We start from the raw sequence: 22,335 nt of genomic DNA, 5'->3' as shown, positions 1-22,335 counted from the left end.
GTGGCGAGAAACACCGGACTGCGCACGGTTGCCAGTGGGCCGTTCCAGGTCAGCAACTGGCCATCGACCAGGTAGTCGCGCTGCTCGATGGGCTCGCCCAGGCGGTACTGCTCGGGAATCTCGTTCAGGGTCGGAAATAGCGTGTCGAGACGGCTAACGGTGGTCATGCAATTACCCCTTCATAATTTCTTGTGGCGCGGACGACCGGTACTCAGGCGCCCATTAGCCAATGCGGAAACCCGCTTGAAAGCCGGCCGCCGGGATCATCCGGCGGCCCAGGTGGCTTGTTTTAGCGCTGCGCTGCCGCACAAATCGCCGCGAATGAAGCGGCATCGAGCGAGGCACCACCAATCAGGCCACCGTCGACGTCCGTTTGCGCGAATAGCTCGCCGGCGTTAGCGGCCTTGACGCTGCCGCCATAGAGGATCCGCATGGCTGCCGCGACAGCGGGATCCTGCTCGGCCAGCAGGCTGCGGATATGCCGGTGCACCGCCTGGACCTGCGCCGGGGTCGCGGTTTCGCCCGTACCTATGGCCCAGACCGGCTCGTAGGCGATCACCCCGCCAGCCAGGCCGTTAATCCCAACGCGCTGCAGCACGGCCTGGATCTGCTCGGCGACGACCCGCTCGGTGATTTCGCCGCGGCGCTGCGCCAGGCTTTCACCGACACAGAGCACCGGCACCAGGTCGGCGCAGAGGGCGGCGGCGAATTTCTCCGCGACCAGTCGGTCATCTTCGCCATACAGGCTGCGTCGTTCCGAATGACCGACCAGCACGTACTGGCAGCCGAGCTCGCGCAGCATGTGAGCGCTGACCTCGCCGGTGTGGGCGCCCTGGTCGAAGCGGCTGAGGTTCTGTGCGCCCAGTTTCAGGGTGCTGCCTGCCAGAAGCTCGGCGACCTGGGCGAGATAGGGGTAAGGCGGGCACACCGCCGTCTCGACCCCGGCCGACTCGGCCAGGGCCGGCAGCAAGGCTTCCAACAGCTGCGCATTGGCCTGATGCTTGCCATGCATCTTCCAGTTGCCGATGACCAGCTTGCGCCTCATTGCCAAGCCTCCTGGCGCCGCGCCAGCAACGCCTCGGCGCTGTAGGCCGCGCGTCCCTGCAGCGCCTCTTCGATGCGCAACAGCTGGTTGTACTTGCCGACCCGGTCGGAGCGGCACAGCGAACCGGTCTTGATCTGCCCGGCGCAAGTGGCGACCGCCAGGTCGGCAATGCTGGTGTCTTCGGTCTCGCCGGAGCGGTGCGAGATCACCGCCGCATAACCAGCCTCCTGGGCCATGCGAATGGCCGCGAAGGTCTCGCTGAGGCTGCCGATCTGGTTGTACTTGATCAGGATCGAGTTGCCGATGCCGCGCACAATGCCTTCGCTGAGGATCCGGGTATTGGTGACGAACAGGTCATCGCCCACCAGCTGCACGCGCCGGCCAAGTTTCTCGGTGAGGTAGGCCCAACCGTCCCAGTCGCTTTCATCCATGCCGTCTTCGATCGAGACGATCGGGTAGCGCTGGCACAACCCGGCCAGGTAATCGGCAAAGCCCTTGGCGTCATAGGCCTTGCCCTCGCCGGCGAGCACGTAGTGACCATCGCGGTAGAACTCCGAGGCCGCGCAATCCAGGGCCAGGGTGATGTCCCGACCCAGCACGTAACCTGCACGCTCGACCGCCTGCTGGATCACCACCAGCGCCTCCTCGTTGGAGGCCAGCGAAGGGGCGAAACCGCCTTCGTCGCCGACGGCGGTGCTCAGGCCGCGCTTGCTCAGCACGTGCTTGAGCGTGTGGAACACCTCGGCGCCCATGCGCAACGCCTCCTTGAACGAGCTGGCGCCGACCGGCTGGATCATGAACTCCTGGATGTCGACGTTGTTGTCGGCATGCTCGCCGCCGTTGATGATGTTCATCATCGGCACCGGCATGCTGAATTGCCCCGGCTGACCGTAGAGGGCCGCCAGGTGCTGGTACAGCGGCACGCCCTGCGCCGCGGCTGCCGCCCGGGCAGTCGCCAGCGACACCGCGAGAATTGCATTGGCACCCAGCTCGGCCTTGCTCTCGGTGCCGTCCAGGGCAATCATCGCCGCATCGACCGCCTGCTGGTCCAACGCATCCAGGCCCAGCACGCAGTCACGGATGGCGCCATTGACGTTGGCCACGGCGCGCATCACCCCCTTGCCCTGGTAGCGCTGCGCGCCGTCGCGCAACTCCAGCGCCTCACGCGTGCCGGTGGAAGCCCCGGAGGGCACGCTGGCGATGCCCAGCGCACCGCCGCTCAGGGTCACCAGCGCTTCTACCGTGGGATTGCCACGCGAGTCGAGAATTTCCCGCGCCGCGACCTGCTGGATAAGGGTTGTTTTATGCATGGCTCTTGGCACTCGTTGAGGTCGTTGAAGTCGTTGAGTTCACTGCGCGATCGGCCGGCGCATCGAGCAGTTCGCGTTGTTCGGCATAGGCTTCGCGAAAATCGAAATCGCGCGGCCAGTCGCCCTCGGCCGGCGGTACCAGCGCGCTGCGTTCGTTGTGGATACTGGATCGGTTCACACTCACTCCTCGATTAACAAAGGTCAGGTCCCGGTTATCTGCTGCACAGAGCCGAAGCTCTGCGTAGGAGCCAGCTTGCTGGCGATCCCTTTCACCGCGAAAAGCATCGCCAGCAAGCTGGCTCCTACAGGCGTCGTATGGCGGCCTGTTAAGCAGCGCAGCAACCGATTGGGGCAGAGCCTTAACAAATACTGTCGCCCACCCGGATTACCCGCAGGCAGTTGGTGCCGCCCTGCGCGCTGGCGTGATCGCCGCGAGTGATCAACACGTGATCGCCCTCCACCACCACGCCACGGCGCACCAGCTCGTCGACGGCGCGGCTGTTGACCTCAGCCAAGGGCACGGCATCACTGTCGAAGGGAATGGTTTGCACGCCGCGAAACAGTGCGACGCGATTCTGCGTGCGCGGGTTGCGCGAGAAGGCGTAGATCGGCAGGTGCGAGCGGATCCGCGACATCAACCGCGGCGTGTCGCCGCTCTCGGTCATGCAGATGATCGCCTTGACCCCATGCAGGTGATTGGCCGCATACATGGCCGACATGGCGACCGACTCATCGATCCGGTGGAACACCTCATCCATACGGTGTTTGGAGCGATGCGCCAGGGGATGCTTTTCCGCACCGATGATCACCCGGCGCATGGCCTGCACGGTTTCGATCGGATAAGCGCCAGCCGCGGTTTCGGCCGAGAGCATCACCGCATCGGTGCCATCGAGCACCGCGTTGGCCACGTCGAACACTTCAGCGCGGGTCGGCATCGACTGGGTGATCATCGATTCCATCATCTGCGTCGCGGTGATCACCACGCGATTGAGAGTGCGCGCGCGATCGATGATCAGCTTCTGCACCGCGACCAGTTCGGCATCGCCGATCTCCACCCCCAGATCGCCGCGCGCCACCATCACCCCGTCGGAGGTCTCGATGATGGCATCCAGTACGTCGAGGTCATTCACCGTTTCGGCGCGCTCGATCTTGGCGATCAGCCCGGCCTCGCCGCCGGCCTCGCGCAGCAGCCGGCGCGCCAGCTGGATATCGGCGGCATCACGGGGAAAGGACACCGCCAGGTAATCGACCCGCATGGCGGCGGCGGTCTTGATGTCGATGCAGTCCTTCTCGGTCAGCGCGGCAGCCGACAGGCCGCCACCCTTGCGGTTAATGCCCTTGTTGTTGGACAGCGGGCCGCCGACCAGCACCTGGCAATGCAACTTGCTGCTCTCGACCCGCAGCACCTTGAGTTCGATGCGCCCGTCATCCAGCAGCAGGATGTCGTCCGGGCGGCTGTCGTTGATCAGCGCCTCGTAGTCGATGCCGACGGCCTGGGCGTCGCCGGCCTGCTTGTCCAGCGTGGCATCGAGGATGAACCCCTGGCCCTTGTCCAGTTGCACCTTGCCTGCGGCGAAGCGGGCAATGCGGATCTTCGGCCCCTGCAGGTCGGCCAGCACCGCGACGAAGCGCCCGTGCTTGCGGGCCATCTCACGCACCAGATCGGCGCGAGCGATGTGTTCTTGCGCGCTGCCGTGGGAGAAGTTCAGGCGCACTACATCCACCCCGGCCAGTACCAGCCCTTCGATGGCCTCAGGGCTTTCTGTGGCCGGCCCCAGGGTGGCGACAATTTTCGTTCTGCATTTCATGCTGCGGATCTCTAATTATTGGAGTTGTAGGGAAAACCAGTCGTGGTCGGAAGCTCCGCCGGCAGTTAGCGGACCGCCAGCGACGACGCATAGGCGGCCGGGGTGCGGATGCTCGCGGCCGGTGCATCCTTGGCCGTCCTGGCGAGCAGGTATTGCTGCAGCCTGGCCCGCGCCTCGACCGAGAACTCCAGCCCAAGCTTGGTCCGCCGCCAGAGGATGTCCTCGGCCTCGGTGGCCCACTCGTGCCCGATCAGGTAGTCGACTTCGCGCCGGTACAAGCCGGCGCCGAAATGCTCGCCCAGCGCCTCCATCCCGCCCGCATCGCCGAGCAGGCGCCAGGTACGGCTGCCATACGTCCGCGCCCAGCGCTCGGCCAGCGCGCCGTCCAGCCAGGGATGGCGCGCCACTAGCGCGTGGCGCAACTCGGCCGGGCTGCTCATCTCCTCGCCGCCCGGCAGGCGGGCGCTGGAGGTCCAGGCGGGGCGCATCGCCGGAAAGAAGGGCGCCAATTGCGCCAGGGCCGACTCGGCCAGTTTGCGATAGGTGGTCAGCTTGCCGCCGAATACCGATAGCAGCGGCGCTTCGCCCTGCTCGCCGTTCAGCGACAGGGTGTAATCGCGGGTGATGGCAGCCGGGTTATCGGACTCGTCGTCGCACAGCGGACGCACCCCGGAAAAGCTGTGCAGCACGTCGGCACGGCTGAGCTGGTGCTTGAAATGGGCGTTGGTAACGGCCAGCACATAGTCAATTTCCGCGGCGGTGATGGCGACTTTGCCGGGGTCGCCCTGGTATTCCTGATCGGTGGTGCCGATCAGGGTGTAGCGCTCCTGGTAGGGGATGGCGAAGACAATGCGCTTGTCCTCGTTTTGCAGGATGTAAGCGTGATCTCCCGGATAGAGGCGGGGCACTACGATGTGGCTGCCCTGGATCAGGCGGATGCCGTAGGGCGAACGCTGCTGCAGGTCCTCGCGCAGGAAGCTGGCAACCCAGGGGCCGCAGGCATTCACCAGGGCCCGAGTACGAATGCTGTAGCAGCGGCCATCGGCCTGCTGCATGTCCAACTCCCAGACGCCGGCGGTCCGCCGGGCACTGAGGCAGCGGGTATGGGTTGCGATGCGCGCGCCCTGCTCATGGGCCGCCTGGATGTTGAGCAGCACCAGGCGGGCGTCGTCCACCCAGCAGTCGGAATATTCGAAACCGCGCTTGATTTCGGCCTTCAGCGGACTGCGTTTGTCGAAACGCACGCTGCGAGAGGCCGGGAGCTTTTCCCGCTTGCCGAGGTGATCGTAGAGAAACAACCCGACGCGGATCATCCAGGCCGGACGCAGGTGCGGCCGGTGCGGCAACACGAAGCGCAAGGGCTTGACCAGGTGTGGGGCCTTGGCCAGCAGCACCTCGCGCTCGGCCAGGGCCTCGCGCACCAGACGGAACTCGTAGTGTTCCAGGTAGCGCAGGCCGCCATGGATCAGCTTGCTGCTGGCGGAAGAGGTGTGGCTGGCGAGGTCATCTTTTTCGCAAAGGAAAACCGACAAACCTCGCCCTGCGGCATCTGCCGCTATCCCTGCGCCATTGATTCCTCCGCCAATCACGGCGATATCGTAGAGCTTTGTCGAGCGTTCGCTAGGGCGGATGGCAGACATTTTAAATCCTCGTAAACGAATATTTGTTTTCGCTTTCGAACATCCTATGCCAATAAAAGCCCCTCCGCCAACCCCCGCGAACGAAAAAAATAGTCTTCAGTATTGGTGAGCGATTGAACGAAGTGGCGCGACCAATCCCAGGCGTTCACGGCAACGTGCGCCCGTTGAGGGACAGGGGAAGGACACGCGCCAAGCGATCTCGCCACTCACCGGGCGCAACACCACGAGGTGCGCCTGACAGAGGCGCAGCAGCGCAGAACCAGGCTCAGGCGACTGTGAGGGCGACCTTGTGATTGCTCAGGAGCTGGCTCAGCGAGCCATCAGGAACCTTGTCGGTGAACAGCTGATGCACCTGGGTGATGGAGCACAGGCGGACCATGGCATTGCGCCCGAACTTGCTGGAGTCGGCGGCCAGGAAGACTTTCCGGGCGTTTTCCATGATGGCCAGGGTGGCACGGCTTTCATGGAAGTCGAAGTCCAGCAGACAGCCGTCCTCGTCGATGCCGCTGATGCCCACCAGGGCGTAATCGACCTTGAACTGCCGAATCACATCCAGAGTCGACTCGCCCACCAGACCGCCGTCGGCGCGCACCTTGCCACCGACCAGGAACACCTCGAAATCGCCCTTGGCGCCCAGGGTGGTGGCGACATGCATGTTGTTGGTGATGACCTTCAGGCCACGATGATTGAGCAAGGCACGTGCGATGGCCTCGGTGGTGGTGCCTATGGTGATGAACAGTGAGGCGTGGTCCGGGACCTGGGCCGCCACCGCCTGGGCGATGCGCTCCTTCTCCTCGTGCCATTGCCGGGCACGCATGGAATAGGCGGTGTTCTCGATGCTGGAGTCGTGCGCGGCGCCGCCGTGATAGCGCCTGAGCAGCTTGCACTCGGCCAAATAGGTGAGGTCTCGGCGGATCGTCTGCGGCGTGACGGACAGGGCCTGCGCGAGTTCTTCGATGCTCACATAACCCTGCTCGCGAACCAATTCGATGATGTCTTTGTGGCGGGGCGACAAAGGCATGGGGGGAAGGCTCCGTGATTTCTCGCGGAGTATAACAATAAGCCCTATACCTAAAGCCAACCCTGCTTACATCGCTATATAGCGTGGCAGCCCGCCTGCACGCGCTCCGCACAGACGGGCCGCCGACTCGCACTTACTCCTCGATCCAGCCGCGAGTGCGCTCCACCGCACGGCGCCAGCCGGCGTAGAGTTTTTCGCGCTGCTGGCTGTCGCAGTCCGGCTCGAAGACCCGCTCGATGGCAGCCTTGCCGCGCAGCTCGTCGAGGCCCTGCCAGTAGCCCACGGCCATGCCGGCCAGATAGGCCGCACCCAGAGCGGTCACTTCCTTCTGCTGCGGACGCTCGACTGGCGTGCCCAACAGGTCCGCCTGGAACTGCATGAGGAAGTTGTTGGCTACCGCGCCGCCGTCCACGCGCAACCCGCGCAGGCGTTCGCCGGCGTCCTGCTGCATGGCGTCCAGCACGTCGCGGGTCTGGTAGGCGATGCTTTCCAGCGCGGCGCGGATCAGATGATCCACCTTCACCCCACGGGTCAGACCGAATAGCGCGCCACGGGCATAGGGGTCCCAATAGGGCGCGCCCAGCCCGGTGAAGGCCGGCACCAGATAGACGCCGTTATTGTCCTTGACCTTGCTGGCGAAATACTCCGAATCCAGGGACTCATTGAGCACCTTGAGCTCGTCACGCAGCCACTGCACGGTGGAACCGCCATTGAAAATCGACCCTTCCAGGGCGTAATTCACCTCGCCCTTGGGGCCGCAGGCGATGGTGGTCAGCAAGCCCTGGGTGGAGCGCACAGCCTTGTCCCCGGTGTGCATCAGCAGGAAGCAACCGGTGCCATAGGTATTCTTGGCTTGGCCGGCCTCCACGCACATGTGGCCGAACAGGGCGGCCTGTTGGTCGCCAGCGATGCCGGCAATCGGAATCTGATCGCCGTCGCGACCACCGATAAGGGCATGCCCGTAAACCTCGGAAGAGGAGCGCACCTCCGGCAGCATGGCGCGCGGGATACCCAGGGTTTCGAGCATGCGCGCATCCCAGGTGCAGGTATGGATATTGAACAGCATGGTGCGCGAGGCATTGGTGTAGTCGGTCACGTGCACTTGACCATGGGTGAATTTCCAGATCAGCCAGGTGTCGATGGTGCCGAACAGCAGCTCACCACGCTCAGCACGCTCACGGCTACCTTCGACATGGTCGAGGATCCACTTGACCTTGGTGCCGGAGAAGTACGGATCGACCACCAGCCCGGTGGTGTCGCGGATGTAATCCGCCATGCCGTCCTGCTTCAGCGCCTGGGAGATGGAAGCGCTGCGCCGACATTGCCAGACGATGGCATTGTGGATCGGCCGGCCCGTCTGCTTGTCCCAGACCACAGTGGTCTCGCGCTGGTTGGTGATGCCGATGGCGGCGACCTGCTTCGGCTCGATCCCGGTCTGGGCCAACACCTCGGTCAGCACCGCACTCTGGGTGGCCCAGATTTCCATGGGGTCGTGCTCGACCCAGCCCGGCTGCGGATAGATCTGGGTAAATTCGCGCTGAGCCACGCTGACAATATTGGCGTCCTGGTCCAGGACGATGGCGCGCGAGCTGGTGGTGCCTTGATCCAAGGCGACGATGTAACGTTTGCTAGTCATTCGATCTTCTTCCTTTTCTTGTTTTAGCGAGACAGCCAGAGCTTGAGCGGGGCCGCCCCGGGCGGAGTCTCGACGGGTGTGGTCGGGTGTGGTCGGGCTTGATTAATCGTGCATCAGGACGCGGCATTGGCCGTTGAGGATGCTGCAGCAGTTACGGTGGCCGCGGCCGCGGGCAACAGATGGCGGCCGATCATCGACTTGTAGATCGCAGCCCCAAGGCAGGCACCCAGGATCGGCGCGACGATCGGCACGATGAAATAAGGAATGTCGCGGCCACCGGTGAAGGCGATCTCCCCCCAGCCAGCCAGACCCGCGAGCAGCTTCGGTCCGAAGTCGCGCGCAGGGTTCATGGCGAAGCCGGTGAGAGGTCCGGTGGCGCTGCCGATCACGGCGATCAGCAAGCCGATTAGCAGGGGCGCCAGAGCACCACGGGGCAGGCCGTTGCTGTCATCGGTCAACGCCATGATCACGCCCATGAGGACCGCGGTGATGATGACCTCGACCAGTATCGCCTGGGCTATCCCCAGGGAGGCATGGGGATAGGTGGAAAACACGCCCGCCAGATCCAGGCTTTGCATACTTCCGCGCACGATCTCATGGGATTGTTCGTAATCGAAGAATAACTGCGCGTACATGGTATAGACCAGGGCGGCACCCGCGAACGCGCCTAGCACCTGGGCCAGGATGTAGTAAGGAACCTTACGCCCCTCGAAGCCTGCAAACAGCCAGAGTGCGATGCTGACAGCGGGATTGAGGTGGGCGCCGGATACTCCGGCGGTCAGGTAGATCGCCATACTGACGCCTAAACCCCAGACGATGCTGACCTCCCAGAGCCCGAAAGAGGCGCCGGCCAGCTTGAGGGCGGCCACGCACCCTGTACCAAATAGAATTAGCAGAGCAACGCCAAGAAACTCGGCCGTGCACTGCGAGGAAAGCGAGGGAGGGACGGGTGTAGACATGAACTGTCTCCTGAACGTGATGTTGTATTTGTTGGGTTCACTTTGTTCGCAAGTGAAAATTTATGTTCATAAAAGAATTTTGTCAAAGGAGTTTTTGATCGATTTAAAACATTCGTTTGGATAGTGCCGCCGTTGCCGCGCGCCGGCGGGGCCGCCGAGACCGGCAAGCCCTCTGCCTAGCTGGGCTCCGGCACGCGAGGAGCAGCACCGAGTCGCCCTCCTCGGGCGCCAGACTAGGCTGGGCGCATCCACGGTCCGCGTCGCTCACGCAGGCGAGGCTGCATCACGGGGTTTGCGCTAACGAACATCGGCACCGCCAGCAGCTCTTTGCTCAAGCTGGCGATCCAGATTTCGTCAACAGCGTGCAGGTCGCCCTCGCTGATCGAGCGCGCCGCGACAGACGCGCCCTGGCGCCGGGCGAACTCCAGCAGCGCGTCGCAGCTGAGGCCAGGCAGCCTCATGTGCGACAACGGCGGTACGGCGATCACGCCCTGCTTGACGATGAACAGCCTGCGGATAGAGCCCTCGGTCAGCATGCCGTCGCGGATCAGAATGCTTTAGGCCACATCCGCAACAGGCTGGCACAGCCGCACGTGGCCAGCAGACTGATCGACTTGATGTCGCCACGCCCCCAGCGGTAGTCGGAACGGGTGACCGCCGTGATGCCCTGCTCGCACGCGGCCTTGAGGGTTGCGGCAGGGGCTGACCGGCATCAGCACGGCGGGGGCGGCGCCGGCAACGGCAACAGGTGGTCACGCGGCGCCGCGGGTGACCTGAACGTAGAGCACCTGCTGCTGACCGCGATGGTGCGCCAGCAGCTGGCCGATCAGGCGCTTCCATTCGGCGCGCGAGGCGGGGGTCGCCGATACTGATTTCGCTCAGGCGGTTTTCATGCGCTGCAGATGTTGATCCAGACGGAACGGCTTGCCGGCGTACACCGGTATCAGCTCGTACGCGCCATCGCCAAAGATGTAGCCGCGGTCGAAAAGCGAAATCCTTGCATCCTCCGGCGCCACGAAGGCGCCGTTGAGCAATACGCGCATGTCGTCTCTTTGCAGGCTGCCCCCGATCTGAACGCGCGGGCCTCTGCCACCGACTCGGCGAGGGGGAATCGTGCGTGGCCTGTAGTCATCGAATAGGTGCAGCCTGCCCTGGCGCCGCCTGCACTTTTCCGGCCCAAGGCTGCAGCGCCTCGCGGGCAGCAGCCATCACCTCACCAGGCCCCCGCCCAGCGATCGAGCAGTTTGCAGAACCAGTCATGCATGCGTTTGTAACGCGCTTCGTCCGCGGCCGAAGGCGTCGGCAACGGCGATTCGACGCCGAAGCGGCGGTTCAGCGCAGTCACGATCTGCGGCGTCCATTCGGGATGAAACTGCAGCCCGATCGTCGCCTCGCCGACTGCGTAACCCTGGTTCGCCCAGTCCACGCCGCGAGCCAGATGCCGGGCCCCGTCCGGCAGGGCGAAACCGCGTTCGTGCCACTGCAGCACCTCCAGGTCAGGCCCGCTCTCACCGATGATTTCCACTGCGCACCAGCCGCCCTCGGGCCGGTCGATGGGCGCGACCCGCGCGCCCAGCCGATCGGCGAGCAGTTGCCCGCCCAGGCAGATACCGAGCACCGGGCGCGACTGGCGCAGCACGTCGCCGAGCCAGGCCTTCTCCCGCTCCAGCCAGGATGGGCAAGCCGCCCCTACCGCATCGAACGGACCGCCCAGCAGTACGTAGGCCGCGTAGCCGTCGTGGCTCGGCAACTGCCCCAGGTCGGCGCGAAACACCTCGATGGCAACTTCATGGTGCAGGGCCCAATCGGCCAGGGCGCCGGGGCCTTCTTCTTGCAGATGTTGAATGCAGGCGATTGTCTTCATGCGGCGCCTTCCCCAATAGCCAGTAGCGAACTTAAAGCATGCATAGCCAACTCCTTAACGCAGGCTGAGGCAAGTTGGATTGGGCGCGCCAGCCTGGGCATCGCCCCGCCTTGCCGAGGCAGAAAACCTCAACTATTGTCCGCCAACAGCCTTGCTTTTCTATCCACGAATATTCAACTTCTATTGAACAAATGGAAACCTTCGACCTCGCCACCCTGCGCCAATTCCTGGCCCTGGCGCGCCACCAGAACCTGACCGATGCCGCCTGGGAACTGCACCTGAGCCCGAGCGCCCTGTCCAAGGGGCTGAAACGCCTGGAGCAAGCCCTACAGACCACGCTGTTCGACCGCCAGGGCCGCAGCCTGCGCTTGAATGCCGACGGCGCGCGCCTGCTCGACCGGGCTGCGGCGCTGATAGCCAACGCTGATCAGATGCGCAGCGAGTTTCTGGGCACTCGCGGCAGCTTCCACTGCCGGATCGCCGGGCCGGCGCTGTTGCAGTTGAATTGGGGGCGGCGGATCGCCGTCCTGATCGGCGAACGCTTTCCCGGCGCGCAAGTGGCTTTCGGCAATGAAAAGGAAGACCAGGCGCTGAGTGCCCTGGCCCGCGGCGAGGCGGATCTGGCCCTGTTGACCACGGCGGCCCTCGGTGCGCTCGACCCGCGACATCGTGCACTGAAGATTGGCCAAACCCGCTTTGAGGTGGCCATAGGTGCCAACCACCCGCTCGCTGCCCTCGCCAGCGGCCGACGCGCCACCGTAGCCGAGGTCCTGCACTACCCCTTCGTGGTACCGACCCAGCCGCCGTTCCGCGGATTGCAGGGCGGGCCGGCCACCGACGGCTGGCGCGACGATCGGCAACCGCGCATCATCCGCTACCGCAGCGATGACCTGCTGCTGGTCGACGGCCTGGTACGCGCCGGCTTGGCTCTGGCCTACCTGCCGGACTATGCGCTGGACGAACTGCAGCTGTTACGCCTCGAGCTGACCGACAATCCCTTCTCCTGTACCCAGCAGGTGATGCTGGTTTACCGCCCGAGCAGCGCCAGCGGCTGGCTCAACTATGTGGTCGAGGTGATGACGTCCGCGGCTCAGGCCACAGGTTCCGTCTCCGATTAGTCGGGTTGCCGCTCAATCGACATCGCTGATTTGCCACTGCAACGGACCGTTGGGGCTGGTTATCCATAGTCGGTCTTTGCACTGCCAGCGCGGAGCCCCGCCGAGGAGCACCGGCGGCTCGGCAAACAGCGTGGTGCCCTCGCGCAGCGGCAGCGTCGACAGCTCGATTTGCCAGCTCGCAGCCTGACCATCGCGCTGTCCGAACGATACCTCGCAGTCCAGCAGCGCCACCCGCTCTTGCGGCTGCTGCGCAGCCTCGACCAAAGACTGCAGATTAGCGCCAGCCGGCAGGGCGACCTCGCGGCTGCGCACAAAAGCAAAGTAAGCCCCACACACCAGCAGATAGGCGATCCGCGGCGCAGCGCCAGGCGGGCCCACCTGCTCCAGACGAAAACCCTGGCTGCCCCCCAGCGAATCGGGCAGCCGCTGCCAGCGCTCATGGTAGCGGCCGTGCTGGCAATCCTCGAGCAGGGTATCGGCCGCGGCAAAACGCATGACGCCGACGTCCGCCGTCAGTGCCGGCGGGCGATAGTCGATTTCCCGCTGCCAGCGGCACAGCTCGCCATCCACCTGGGTGCTGCCCGCGAACCCACCCTGCTGGGCCAGCGCCAGTGCTTGCTCACGACTGACCTCGTGCAAGCCCAAGCCAGCCGGAAAAACCGGCCGATCCAACGGGATGCGCAGGTCGACATGCAGGCGCCGCGACTGCAACCAGAACACCCGGGTGTCGGTATCGTCACCAGCAGCGGTTTGCAGCAGGGTTCGCTGCCATACGCCGATATAACTCTCAGGAACGGTTCTGTCCTTCATGCATGCCTCCCCGGCAGGCGCAGTTACAACTTATCAAGTGAATTTCAGGTCCAAGCCGCAGCCGACCAGGCCAAGCACGCACAGTACCTGCAGCGGGCTGATGGACTGCCTTCCGGAAAAGCCGGGGCGGCTCAGCTAGTTGGTTAACTCAAGTTCGGATGACTGAGACTCTGAGGCGAGGCGCCGAAGGAAGTCACCATCAGCGCCAGCGACATTGCTGCAAGTACCTTGTTCATGAGCTAAAGCCTCTTTTTTATGATTGTTTGAGGTTGTTGCAATTGCACAGCCAGCAGCGTGGCACTCCCTGCTCAGCAGGAAGGGGCTGGCGCTGCCGCTGCATCGGGATCGCCGAATATCGCCAGCACCACCGCGTCCGAATCCGCGGAGAAGCTATGGCGCTGTCCAGGCGGGACGACCAACAGCGCGCCGCAGGTCAGGCGTACTGCACCCTGCTCGAACTCGACGCCCGCCTCTCCCTGCAGCACCAGGATGCGCTCAGTCTCTTGGTGCAGCTCGACCGGATAGGGTTGAGGCTTCAAATTCAGCAGCACCAACGACGAACCGGATAGCTGGCCCAGCGAATGGTCGGTATCGACCGCTAGCGAGCGAGCCAGTGCGATCAAATCTGCGACCGGGAACATAGGCGGCTGCCTGAATGGAATGAGGTGCGCCGCTTGCAGCAGCAAGAGGACAGCGCGATGTTCAGCGAATTGCTGCGCGCGATCATCAACGAAGAGTCAATCATCGTTGCCTGAGGGGACATGGTGGGGCGCGCCCGGCTGACGTTGCCGGGGCAGTGCGGTTGCTGACATGGATCGAGGCGAAGTCTCTGCCGACAGGGGCGTGCCTCCTGAGATGCCCCCCGCGTGTGCGCCCAGGCGCCTGCTTGGGGCGTTGCCAGCCCTGGTGCACCGCGTCAATCGCCGTCTGCGGCAAGCCCTGGACACTGCGCCTCGGGTAGAATGCGCCACCCACCACCATGACCCGCCCACACCCATGACCGATAAGCCCGCTGCCCCCACCCCCCACTCGGTCGCCATCATCGGCGGCGGCCCGGCTGGCCTGATGGCGGCCGAGGTCCTGGCACTGGCCGGGGTCAAGGTCGAGCTGTTCGATGCCATGCCCTCGGTGGGGCGCAAGTTTCTGCTGGCCGGGGTGGGCGGGATGAATATCACCCACTCCGAGGCCAAGGAGCCGTTCCTGTCGCGCTACGCCGAGCGCCGCGCAGAGATCGCCCAACTGCTCGCCGAGTTCGATGCCGCGGCCCTGCGCAACTGGATTCATGGCCTGGGCATCGACACCTTCGTAGGCACGTCCGGCCGAGTGTTCCCCACCGACATGAAGGCCGCCCCGCTGCTACGCGCCTGGCTCAAGCGCCTGCGCGAACAGGGTGTGGCGATCCACACGCGCCGGCGCTGGCTGGGCTGGACCGACGGTGGCGCGCTGCGTATCGCCACGCCCGCAGGCGAGATTGCCGTACAGGCCGATGCCACCCTGCTGGCCCTGGGTGGTGGCAGCTGGGCGCGGCTCGGTTCCGACGGTGCCTGGGTGCCGTTGCTGCAGGCGCGCGGTATTCCGATTGCGCCGTTGCAGGCCAGCAACTGCGGTTTCGAGGTGGCGGGCTGGAGTCCATTGCTGCAAGACAAGTTCGCCGGCGCACCACTGAAGAACGTGAGCCTGCGCCTGGATGACGAAGCGCCGCGCCTGGGCGAATTCGTCCTCACCCGCAGTGGCATCGAGGGCAGCCTGGTGTATGCGCTGTCGGCGCGTATTCGTCAGCGGATCGATCAACAGGGTTCGGCCACCCTCACACTCGACCTGCTGCCGCAAAGCCCTCTGGACAAACTGCACCGAGCGCTGAGCAAGCCACGCGGCTCGCATTCGATGGCCAAACACCTGCATCGCCAGGTCGGCATCGACGGAGTGAAAGCCGCGCTGCTGCGCGAGCTGACCAGCGCCGAGCAGATCAGCGATCCCGCGCAACTGGCCGCTGCGCTCAAGGCGCTGCCCATCACCCTGGTCAGACCGCGGCCCCTGGACGAGGCGATCAGCAGCGCCGGTGGCGTGCCCTTCGAGCAGCTGGACGAAGGGCTGATGCTCAGGCAACTGCCCGGCGTATTCTGCGCCGGCGAGATGCTCGACTGGGAAGCGCCGACCGGCGGCTACCTGCTCACCGCCTGCTTCGCCAGCGGGCGCCAGGCGGGCCTGGGCATGTTGCGCTGGCTGCGGGCACAGCCCGCCGACTAGAGCCTGCGAAGTCCCTTGGGGCGAGTCGATTGCGCGATTAGCCGCCTCACCCTTTCCCGTCACGCACCCGGCTAGCCAGCCTTATCGTCGGCATGCAGGCGGCAGTCAGCGGCAGCGCGACCTTGGGCTTAGCCGGCGGCAGGGGCTATGCTTGCGCCAAGCCGGCACAGAGCGGCTCCCGATCCACGCGCACAGGTAGCCCCTCAACCGTGATTCCCTTGCTGGTCTGCGACGACTCGAACATGGCGCGCAAGCAGTTGATCCGCGCCCTCCCCGCCGACTGGCCGGTGACCATCAGCCAGGCGGCGAACGGTCAGGAAGCCCTGGCGATCATTCGCCAGGGTCAGGTCAAGCTGATGTTGCTCGACCTGACCATGCCGGAGTTTGACGGCTACCAGACCCTCGCCGCGCTACGGGCCGAAGGCTTGTCGTGCAAGGTGGTGGTGGTTTCCGGCGATATTCAGGAAGAAGCCCTGCGCCGCGTCAAGCAGCTCGGCGCCCTGGCCTTCCTGAAGAAACCGGCCGACCCCGAGACCCTGCGCAGCACCCTGATCGAACACGGCCTGTTCGATCCCCAGGCGCCATCCACGGCCATGAGTCCGCCTGCCGCGCAGATCGAGCTGAAGGTGAATTTCCGCGACGCCCTGCGCGAAGTCAGCAACGTCGCCATGGGCCGCGCCGCCGCGCTGCTGGCCAAGGTGCTCGGGGTGTTCGTCAAGCTGCCGGTGCCGCAGGTGAATATCTTCGAAGTCAGCGAGCTGCACATGACGCTCACCGACGCCCAACGCGGCGAACGCCTGAGCGCGGTGTGCCAGGGCTTTATCGGCGACGGCATTGCCGGCGAGGCGCTGCTGCTGTTCCACGACTCGGAAGTCGCCGATATGGCGCGCCTGCTCCAGTGGCAGCCGAAGGACGATAACCAAACGTCGGAGATGCTCATCGACCTCGCCAGCATCCTCACCGGCGCCTGCCTGGCCGGGATCGCCGAACAGATCGACGTGCGCTTCTCCCAGGGGCATCCGCAACTGCTCGGCCAGCACGCCTCGATCGAGCGGCTGATCCACCTCAACCAACGCCGCTGGAAGAAGACCCTGGCGGTGGAGATCAGCTACAGCCTGGAAGACCACAACATTCACTTTGACCTGCTGCTGCTGTTCACCGAGGACTCGATCAAGCGCCTGACCAACAAAATCCGCTACCTGATGGACTGACCAGCATGGCTACTCAGATCGATATCAAAGAAGTCCACTGGCTGCTCGACATCGTGCAGTGCATCGACGTTGGCGTGATCGTGCTCGACCGCCAATACCAGGTGGAGGTGTGGAACAGTTTCATGGAAAACCACTCCGGCATTGGCCCGGACGAGGTGCACGGCAAGCCGCTGTTCGAGCTGTTCCCGGAAATCGACGAAGCCTGGCTACGCCGCAAGGTGGACACCGTGGTGCAACTCGGCACCCGGGCCTTCAGCCTGTGGGAGCAGCGCCCCTACCTGGTGCACTTCAAGAGCTACCAACCGATTACCGGCCAGGAAGATTTCATGTACCAGAACGTCACGCTGCTGCCGTTGAGCGGCGCCAGCGGCGAGGTCGACCACCTGTGCCTGGTGATCTACGACATGACCGCTGCCGCCACCCACAAGAAACAACTGACCGCGAGCCAGGCCGCGCACTAGCCGAGCCTAACCCGGCATCCATGAGTGCGCCCCCCTGGCGGCGCCCCTCGCGAACTACGGCTTTCTACCGCCCTTGGCCGGCCCGCCACCGAAGTTCGGCACCTTGCGCACCGCCTTGATCGGCGGCGCGGCGGGCTCGTCGCTCTCCAGCCAACGGCCGAGGCTGCCCCCTTTGCCGCCGCCCACCACCTTGGCTTTTTTCGGCTTCTTCGGTTTTTTCACCACCTGGCCGCCGGCCAGGGTCTGTGGCACCCGATGGTCGGGAATGAAGTCCGGCTCGTCGACGCGCTTGAGCACCTGCTGAATCAGCGCCTCGATGGCCGACAGGTGCTGCACCTCGTCGGCGCACACCAACGACACCGCCAGCCCCGTGGCCCCGGCACGACCGGTACGGCCGATGCGGTGCACGTAGTCTTCGGCGACGATCGGCAGGTCGAAGTTGACCACCAGCGGCAGATCGTCGATGTCCAGGCCGCGGGCCGCCACGTCGGTGGCCACCAGTACCTTCACCTCGTTGTTCTTGAAGCGTTGCAGTGCGCGCAGCCGGGTCGGTTGCGGCTTGTCGCCGTGAATCGCGTCGGCGCTGATGCCCTGGCGCTGCAGTTCGGCTTCCAGTTCGTCGACGCCCTTGCGGGTCTTGACGAACACCAGCACCTGACTCCAGCGCTGGCTCCGATACAGGTGCAGGAACAGCTCGGCCTTGCGCTTCTTGTCCACCGGGATCAGCCACTGCTTGACCGATTTGGCCGCCGCATTGCGCGGGCTGACCTCGATGCTCAGCGGGTCGCGCAGTAGTTCCTTGGCCATGCCACGGATGGCCTCGGAGAAGGTCGCGGAGAACAGCAGGGTCTGGCGTTTTTTCGGCAAGGCGCAGAACAGATCGTCCAGTTCGCGGGCGAAGCCCAGGTCGAGCATGCGGTCGGCTTCGTCGAGCACCAGGGTCTGCACCTGGTTGAACTTCACCGCATTCTGCCGATAAAGATCGAGCAAGCGTCCAGGCGTCGCCACCAGCACGTCGAGGCCCTTGCGCAGCTTCATCATCTGCGGATTGATGCTGACCCCGCCGTACACCGCGTAGCTGCGCAACGGCAGGTGCTGGCCATAGGTCAGAAAGCTCTGCTGCACCTGCTCGGCCAACTCGCGAGTCGGCACCAACACCAGCGCGCGCACCGAGTTACTGGCCACATTCGGCCCTTCCATCATCAAGCGCTGCAACAGCGGCAGGGCGAAACCGGCAGTCTTACCGGTGCCGGTCTGCGCCGCGGCCATCAGATCGCGCCCCGCCAGTACCGCAGGAATAGCCTCGGCCTGCACCGGCGTGGGCGCGACATAGTCGAGGCTATCGAGGGTGCGCAGTAATGGATCGATAAGACCGAGGGAGGCGAATGTCATGAGGGTAACCAGAACCAGGAAAGCGGATGTGCGAATCCGCGCAGTTTACCCTGCGCAGCGCCTATCGGCCCGTTTCTGTTGCCCTGACGGCCGCGTGAACCGGCAAGTCCTCCAGGGACTCGACCCTGTTTCGCCCTCACCCCCGAACTCTGCGGCCGCCCGATGCTCCCTAAGCTGCGTCTACACTTTTGCGCAGCCGAGCCGCTCGTTAGATCAACACTCATGGGCGACGCGATTGGCTTATCGCCTGGGCGCCAGGTAGGGTGAGCCTGTATTAACGACTCAACATGGAGATCAGCGAAGCATGCAGACAACCACAGGATTCAGGTTCGGCGCGCGAGTGGCCGCCTTATTGGCCATGGCCGCACTGTTGACCGGCTGCGGCATCAACAACATTCCCACCTATGACGAGCAGGTCAAAGCGGCCTGGTCCCAGGTGGAAAACCAGTATCAGCGCCGCGCGGATCTGGTGCCCAATCTGGTGGAAACCGTCAAAGGCTTCGCCAAGCAAGAGCAGGAAACCCTGGTGGCGGTGATCGAAGCCCGCGCCAAGGCCACCTCCATTCAGGTGGACGCCAGCACCCTGGACGATCCGCAGAAACTGCGCCAGTTCCAGCAGGCGCAAGAACAGCTCAGCGGCGCCCTGAGCCGCTTGATGGCGGTCTCCGAACGCTATCCCGATCTGAAATCCAACCAAAACTTCCTGGCCCTGCAATCCCAGCTGGAAGGCACGGAAAACCGCATCGCGGTGGCCCGTCGCGACTTCATTACCTCGGTCGAACGCTACAACACCGAGATCCGCACCTTCCCTGGGCGTATCTGGCACAGCCTGATGTACAGCGAGATGTCAGTGCGGGAGAACTTCGAAGCCACAGCACCCGAGGCGGACAAAGCGCCCGAAGTGAAATTCTGATGTCCGCAGTACTGCGCCTGCCGCTGCTCTTGCTGCTGTCGGCCTGGGTCTGTTTGGCTCAGGCGCAGCCCGAATTCCCCGCGCTGAGCGGACGGGTCGTGGACCAGGCCGAGCTGCTCGATGCGCAGAGCGAAGCACGGTTGACGCAACAGCTGGCGGCGCATGAGCAGGCCAGCAGCGAGCAAGTGGTGGTGGTGACACTGGAGAACCTGCAAGGCGTTCCCATCGAGGAATTCGGTTATCAGCTGGGCCGGCACTGGGGTATCGGCCAGAAAGGCAAGGATAACGGTGCCCTTTTGTTGATAGCCCGTGACGAACGCAAAATCCGTATCGAGGTCGGCTATGGCCTGGAAGGCCGCCTGACCGATGCGCAATCCTCGACGATCATCAACCAGCTCATCACGCCCGCCTTCAAGCGTGGCGATTATGCCAAGGGCATCAACGACGGCGTGACCGCGATCCTCCAGGTGCTCGGTGGCCAACCCTTGGCCGATAGCGCGAAGCCGGAGAAACAGGCCAAGGCGATCCCCTTCTTCGTCTTGCTGATGGTCATCCTCGGTCTGATTGGTGGTGGACGCGGCGGACGCCGTGGCCTGCTGCTGGGCGGACTTCTGGCTGCAGGTATGGGCCGTGGCGGCTCCGGCGGCGGTTTTGGTGGCGGCGGTGGCTTTGGTGGCGGTGGTGGCGGCTTTGGTGGCGGCGGCGCTTCCGGCAGCTGGTAATTCAATTCAACGAGTAGACGAGCCCCATGGCGTTATTGAGTGCAAGTGAACAACACCAGGTCGCCCAGGCGATCAGCGCGGTCGAGCGCGAGACCGATGCCGAACTGGTCACCGTATTGGCGGCCAGAGCGGACGACTACACCTATATCCCGCTGCTCTGGGCCAGCCTGCTGGCGCTGCTGCTACCCGGTGCGATCAATTATTTTGGCGCCTGGCTGAGCGCCCAGGAACTGTTGTTGGTGCAGTGGCTGAGCTTTGCCGGCTTGAGCCTGCTGCTGCGCATCCCGCCACTCACCACCCGGCTGATACCGCGCGCCGTGCGTCATTGGCGCGCCTCCAACCTGGCGCGCCGGCAGTTCCTCGAACACAACCTGCACCACACCTCAGGCGGGACCGGCATGCTGATCTTCGTCTCGGAGGCCGAGCACTATGTGGAAATCCTGGTCGACCGAGGGATTTCCAGCCGGCTGCCCGACGCGACCTGGCAAGCCATAGTCGCGGACTTCACCCAGCGGGTGAAACGCGGCGAAACCCTGCAGGGCTTTCTCGGCTGCATTCAGGCCTGCGGCGAGCAACTGAAGCTGCATGTGCCGGCCACCAGCGAACGCAACGAACTGCCCAACCACTTGGTGATCCTGCCCTAGGGCATTCAGGCTATCGAGGTGCGGCTGCCGAGTCGAAGGACAACAGGCTGGAGTGGTTAACATATAAACCACTCCATCCTTTAATAGAGGCGACTCAATCGCCCTGTTTGCCCTTATTTGAAAAGTCTTTATTCACCACCCGAACCTCCCGCTGCGGGAAGGGTATTTCATAACCATGTTCCTGTAGCGCCTCCAAAATCATCAATAGAAGATCACCGCCCACACGGTTCTTGCCATCGTCGATGCCTTCCATCCAGAACTCGACGAACATGTTGATGCCGGAATCGCCAAAGCTGTCTATTTCACAATCGGGACGTTCCTCGAGCGGTACAGCGTCGCCGCTAAACACCTGCGGGTGGCTAGCGACTACAGCCTTGATAATCTCGACCAGCTTCCTGATGTCGGAATGATAGGCGACCGAGAAATCAACCCGATAACGTTGACTTTTGTCCTTGTGCGTCCAGTTGGTAAATATTTCGGCGATGAACTTTTCGTTAGGCACCACAATATCTTTGCCATCGAACGTTTCCAGTGTTGTCGAGCGCATATTTAACTCGCGGACAATTCCAGTGCGGCCGTCATCGAGTTCGACATAGTCTCCAATGGACACCGAGCGGTCCAACAGGATGATGATCCCGGATATAAAGTTGGACGCAATTGCCTGCAGCCCCAATCCAATACCGACACCAAGCGCCCCGCCAAACACCGCAAGCGTGGTGAGGTTGATGCCCATGACCTGCAATATCAACAGGGATACCAGAAAGAATATCGCCACCTCGAAAAGTTTCGCGGCAACTTCGCGAGTCCGTATATCGAGGTTTTCCTGATGAACGATGAATGATCGGCCGGTTTTGCTGCTAATGCGCCCTAGCCAGAACAGCAGCGAACCAAAAATGGCAACACGGGCGATGCCGTAAACTGAAACCTCAATATTGCCCACGTTTACCGATATGGATTCGAGTATTGCTATTAAGTCACCCAGCACACCGAGCAGGTGCAGCAGCAGCAGTGGCATGCCCAGCCACCTGAATACCCCAGCCGCAACCCTGTTCTGTATAAAGTCACGAACAATCGAATAAAACAGAAGTAATATGGAAACAGTCAGTGCTGCCTGCACAAGCCAGCCCTGGCTCAATACGCCCTCACTGACTTCAAGGGATATTCGCAACATCAAGATAGCGAGCAGCGGAAAAATCAGACTGCCCAACTTGCCAATAAATCTACGCAAGGGATGAACGGCAGCGCCTTGGTGATTCACGTCAAGGAACGGGGCGTATTTTCTGATGCGATTAGCAAGTGCCCAGGCGACAAGGTAGATCGCTAGAACGATGCCAATTTGCGCATAGACTTCCGGCTTGGAAAATACTGCACTGGCCGTGTGGACAAATTTATTAACCAGCTGAATGAATTCGTCCAATATCATTTTTAGCAGCCTTATATTTGGCTCTGTCCCAAAATTGTGTTGCAAGGACTAAGCTTTAAGGCAGACATCCGCTTGTGAGGTCTGCCCACCATGGATACTCAAGCCTTTCAG

Annotated in this window: 22 protein-coding genes and 1 pseudogene; 7 read left to right on the top strand and 16 right to left on the bottom strand. The window is 63.4% G+C overall.

The features are described from left to right. The 12 genes and pseudogenes from FBY03_RS23100 to FBY03_RS22270 form a co-directional block, all read right to left on the bottom strand. Positions 1–167: pseudogene (locus FBY03_RS23100) on the bottom strand (NADP-dependent glyceraldehyde-3-phosphate dehydrogenase); the annotation flags it as partial. Positions 168–289: 122 nt separating this feature from the next. Beyond that, on the bottom strand, positions 290–1,045 hold the full coding sequence (gene tpiA / locus FBY03_RS22315) for a triose-phosphate isomerase (RefSeq protein ID WP_147174539.1): 756 nt from the start codon (positions 1,043–1,045) through the stop codon (positions 290–292). Further along, a complete protein-coding gene (eno, locus tag FBY03_RS22310) occupies positions 1,042–2,355 on the bottom strand; it encodes a phosphopyruvate hydratase (protein ID WP_147174538.1) in 1,314 nt (437 codons plus the stop codon). The genes tpiA and eno overlap by 4 nt, the downstream gene beginning before the upstream one ends. Further along, positions 2,348–2,533: a hypothetical protein gene (locus tag FBY03_RS22305; RefSeq protein ID WP_147174537.1), complete on the bottom strand. Its 186-nt coding sequence runs from the start codon at positions 2,531–2,533 to the stop codon at positions 2,348–2,350. Before FBY03_RS22305 ends, eno begins: the two co-directional genes overlap by 8 nt. A 181-nt stretch (positions 2,534–2,714) precedes the next feature. Continuing rightward, entirely contained in the window at positions 2,715–4,163 is a 1,449-nt protein-coding gene (gene pyk, locus FBY03_RS22300) for a pyruvate kinase (protein ID WP_147174536.1), read from the bottom strand. Between the two features lie 65 nt (positions 4,164–4,228). Next, positions 4,229–5,803, bottom strand: a complete 1,575-nt coding sequence (gene glpD / locus FBY03_RS22295) for a glycerol-3-phosphate dehydrogenase (protein ID WP_147174535.1) — start codon at positions 5,801–5,803, stop codon at positions 4,229–4,231. A 265-nt stretch (positions 5,804–6,068) separates the two neighbouring features. Further along, the gene (locus FBY03_RS22290) at positions 6,069–6,824 is read right to left on the bottom strand and encodes a DeoR family transcriptional regulator (RefSeq protein WP_147174534.1); all 756 of its coding nucleotides are present in this window, start codon (positions 6,822–6,824) and stop codon (positions 6,069–6,071) included. A 133-nt stretch (positions 6,825–6,957) separates the two neighbouring features. Continuing rightward, positions 6,958–8,460 carry a glycerol kinase GlpK gene (gene glpK / locus FBY03_RS22285; RefSeq protein ID WP_147174533.1) on the bottom strand — a complete coding sequence of 501 codons (1,503 nt, stop codon included), beginning with the start codon at positions 8,458–8,460 and terminating at the stop codon, positions 6,958–6,960. 113 nt (positions 8,461–8,573) lie between these two features. Next, a complete protein-coding gene (locus FBY03_RS22280; RefSeq protein ID WP_147174532.1) occupies positions 8,574–9,419 on the bottom strand; it encodes an MIP/aquaporin family protein in 846 nt (281 codons plus the stop codon). A gap of 233 nt (positions 9,420–9,652) precedes the next feature. After that, positions 9,653–9,955 carry an aminotransferase class IV gene (locus FBY03_RS22275; RefSeq protein ID WP_147174531.1) on the bottom strand — a complete coding sequence of 101 codons (303 nt, stop codon included), beginning with the start codon at positions 9,953–9,955 and terminating at the stop codon, positions 9,653–9,655. A gap of 342 nt (positions 9,956–10,297) precedes the next feature. Continuing rightward, positions 10,298–10,462 (bottom strand): hypothetical protein, encoded by a 165-nt coding sequence (locus tag FBY03_RS23010; protein ID WP_156088625.1) that lies wholly within the window; start codon positions 10,460–10,462, stop codon positions 10,298–10,300. Positions 10,463–10,632: 170 nt separating this feature from the next. Next, entirely contained in the window at positions 10,633–11,283 is a 651-nt protein-coding gene (locus FBY03_RS22270; protein ID WP_147174530.1) for a type 1 glutamine amidotransferase, read from the bottom strand. Between the two features lie 191 nt (positions 11,284–11,474). On the opposite strand from FBY03_RS22270, the gene FBY03_RS22265 reads away from it, so the two are divergent. Then, positions 11,475–12,401 carry a LysR family transcriptional regulator gene (locus FBY03_RS22265; RefSeq protein ID WP_147174529.1) on the top strand — a complete coding sequence of 309 codons (927 nt, stop codon included), beginning with the start codon at positions 11,475–11,477 and terminating at the stop codon, positions 12,399–12,401. Between the two features lie 12 nt (positions 12,402–12,413). Here FBY03_RS22265 and FBY03_RS22260 read toward each other — a convergent pair whose 3' ends face one another. Together FBY03_RS22260 and FBY03_RS22255 are read right to left on the bottom strand one after the other, a co-directional pair. Further along, complete coding sequence (locus FBY03_RS22260) at positions 12,414–13,211, bottom strand: hypothetical protein (RefSeq protein WP_147174528.1); 798 nt, start codon at positions 13,209–13,211, stop codon at positions 12,414–12,416. Between the two features lie 308 nt (positions 13,212–13,519). Then, positions 13,520–13,852: a cupin domain-containing protein gene (locus FBY03_RS22255; RefSeq protein ID WP_147174527.1), complete on the bottom strand. Its 333-nt coding sequence runs from the start codon at positions 13,850–13,852 to the stop codon at positions 13,520–13,522. Between the two features lie 355 nt (positions 13,853–14,207). Here FBY03_RS22255 and FBY03_RS22250 point away from each other — a divergent pair, with 355 nt between their 5' ends. The 3 genes from FBY03_RS22250 to FBY03_RS22240 all read left to right on the top strand — a co-directional run bounded on the left by FBY03_RS22250 (position 14,208) and on the right by FBY03_RS22240 (position 17,130). Then, the gene (locus FBY03_RS22250; protein WP_147174526.1) at positions 14,208–15,458 is read left to right on the top strand and encodes a TIGR03862 family flavoprotein; all 1,251 of its coding nucleotides are present in this window, start codon (positions 14,208–14,210) and stop codon (positions 15,456–15,458) included. Between the two features lie 209 nt (positions 15,459–15,667). Then, positions 15,668–16,669: a response regulator gene (locus tag FBY03_RS22245; RefSeq protein WP_147174525.1), complete on the top strand. Its 1,002-nt coding sequence runs from the start codon at positions 15,668–15,670 to the stop codon at positions 16,667–16,669. 5 nt (positions 16,670–16,674) lie between these two features. Continuing rightward, complete coding sequence (locus tag FBY03_RS22240; protein ID WP_147174524.1) at positions 16,675–17,130, top strand: PAS domain-containing protein; 456 nt, start codon at positions 16,675–16,677, stop codon at positions 17,128–17,130. A 54-nt stretch (positions 17,131–17,184) separates the two neighbouring features. On the opposite strand, the gene FBY03_RS22235 is transcribed toward FBY03_RS22240, so the two are convergent. Further along, complete coding sequence (locus FBY03_RS22235; protein ID WP_147174523.1) at positions 17,185–18,522, bottom strand: DEAD/DEAH box helicase; 1,338 nt, start codon at positions 18,520–18,522, stop codon at positions 17,185–17,187. 304 nt (positions 18,523–18,826) lie between these two features. On the opposite strand from FBY03_RS22235, the gene FBY03_RS22230 reads away from it, so the two are divergent. The 3 genes from FBY03_RS22230 to FBY03_RS22220 are packed head-to-tail and all read left to right on the top strand — an operon-like array spanning position 18,827 to position 20,801. Beyond that, positions 18,827–19,435, top strand: coding sequence for a LemA family protein (locus FBY03_RS22230; RefSeq protein ID WP_147174522.1), 609 nt, complete (start codon positions 18,827–18,829; stop codon positions 19,433–19,435). Then, entirely contained in the window at positions 19,435–20,157 is a 723-nt protein-coding gene (locus FBY03_RS23445) for a YgcG family protein (protein WP_147174521.1), read from the top strand. Before FBY03_RS22230 ends, FBY03_RS23445 begins: the two co-directional genes overlap by 1 nt. A gap of 26 nt (positions 20,158–20,183) precedes the next feature. Further along, complete coding sequence (locus FBY03_RS22220; RefSeq protein ID WP_147174520.1) at positions 20,184–20,801, top strand: TPM domain-containing protein; 618 nt, start codon at positions 20,184–20,186, stop codon at positions 20,799–20,801. Positions 20,802–20,895: 94 nt separating this feature from the next. Here the strand turns inward: FBY03_RS22220 and FBY03_RS22215 are convergent, their stop codons facing one another. Beyond that, positions 20,896–22,224, bottom strand: a complete 1,329-nt coding sequence (locus FBY03_RS22215) for a mechanosensitive ion channel family protein (protein WP_147174519.1) — start codon at positions 22,222–22,224, stop codon at positions 20,896–20,898. Positions 22,225–22,335: the final 111 nt, after the last annotated feature.

The sequence above is a fragment of the Pseudomonas sp. SJZ079 genome (assembly GCF_007993865.1).
GTDB lineage: Bacteria > Pseudomonadota > Gammaproteobacteria > Pseudomonadales > Pseudomonadaceae > Aquipseudomonas.
Note: the sequence above shows the minus strand (reverse complement) of the source record. Positions and strands in the feature narration are given on the sequence as shown.

Bases quoted from the DNA above. Each gene is read 5' to 3' on its own strand.
- tpiA (WP_147174539.1), bottom strand. From the start codon at position 1,045: ATGAGGCGCAAGCTGGTCATCGGCAACTGGAAGATGCATGGCAAGCAT.
- eno (WP_147174538.1), bottom strand. From the start codon at position 2,355: ATGCATAAAACAACCCTTATCCAGCAGGTCGCGGCGCGGGAAATTCTC.
- pyk (WP_147174536.1), bottom strand. From the start codon at position 4,163: ATGAAATGCAGAACGAAAATTGTCGCCACCCTGGGGCCGGCCACAGAA.
- glpD (WP_147174535.1), bottom strand. From the start codon at position 5,803: ATGTCTGCCATCCGCCCTAGCGAACGCTCGACAAAGCTCTACGATATC.
- FBY03_RS22290 (WP_147174534.1), bottom strand. From the start codon at position 6,824: ATGCCTTTGTCGCCCCGCCACAAAGACATCATCGAATTGGTTCGCGAG.
- glpK (WP_147174533.1), bottom strand. From the start codon at position 8,460: ATGACTAGCAAACGTTACATCGTCGCCTTGGATCAAGGCACCACCAGC.
- FBY03_RS22280 (WP_147174532.1), bottom strand. From the start codon at position 9,419: ATGTCTACACCCGTCCCTCCCTCGCTTTCCTCGCAGTGCACGGCCGAG.
- FBY03_RS22275 (WP_147174531.1), bottom strand. From the start codon at position 9,955: ATGCTGACCGAGGGCTCTATCCGCAGGCTGTTCATCGTCAAGCAGGGC.
- FBY03_RS23010 (WP_156088625.1), bottom strand. From the start codon at position 10,462: ATGCGCGTATTGCTCAACGGCGCCTTCGTGGCGCCGGAGGATGCAAGG.
- FBY03_RS22270 (WP_147174530.1), bottom strand. From the start codon at position 11,283: ATGAAGACAATCGCCTGCATTCAACATCTGCAAGAAGAAGGCCCCGGC.
- FBY03_RS22265 (WP_147174529.1), top strand. From the start codon at position 11,475: ATGGAAACCTTCGACCTCGCCACCCTGCGCCAATTCCTGGCCCTGGCG.
- FBY03_RS22260 (WP_147174528.1), bottom strand. From the start codon at position 13,211: ATGAAGGACAGAACCGTTCCTGAGAGTTATATCGGCGTATGGCAGCGA.
- FBY03_RS22255 (WP_147174527.1), bottom strand. From the start codon at position 13,852: ATGTTCCCGGTCGCAGATTTGATCGCACTGGCTCGCTCGCTAGCGGTC.
- FBY03_RS22250 (WP_147174526.1), top strand. From the start codon at position 14,208: ATGACCGATAAGCCCGCTGCCCCCACCCCCCACTCGGTCGCCATCATC.
- FBY03_RS22240 (WP_147174524.1), top strand. From the start codon at position 16,675: ATGGCTACTCAGATCGATATCAAAGAAGTCCACTGGCTGCTCGACATC.
- FBY03_RS22235 (WP_147174523.1), bottom strand. From the start codon at position 18,522: ATGACATTCGCCTCCCTCGGTCTTATCGATCCATTACTGCGCACCCTC.
- FBY03_RS22230 (WP_147174522.1), top strand. From the start codon at position 18,827: ATGCAGACAACCACAGGATTCAGGTTCGGCGCGCGAGTGGCCGCCTTA.
- FBY03_RS23445 (WP_147174521.1), top strand. From the start codon at position 19,435: ATGTCCGCAGTACTGCGCCTGCCGCTGCTCTTGCTGCTGTCGGCCTGG.
- FBY03_RS22220 (WP_147174520.1), top strand. From the start codon at position 20,184: ATGGCGTTATTGAGTGCAAGTGAACAACACCAGGTCGCCCAGGCGATC.
- FBY03_RS22215 (WP_147174519.1), bottom strand. From the start codon at position 22,224: ATGATATTGGACGAATTCATTCAGCTGGTTAATAAATTTGTCCACACG.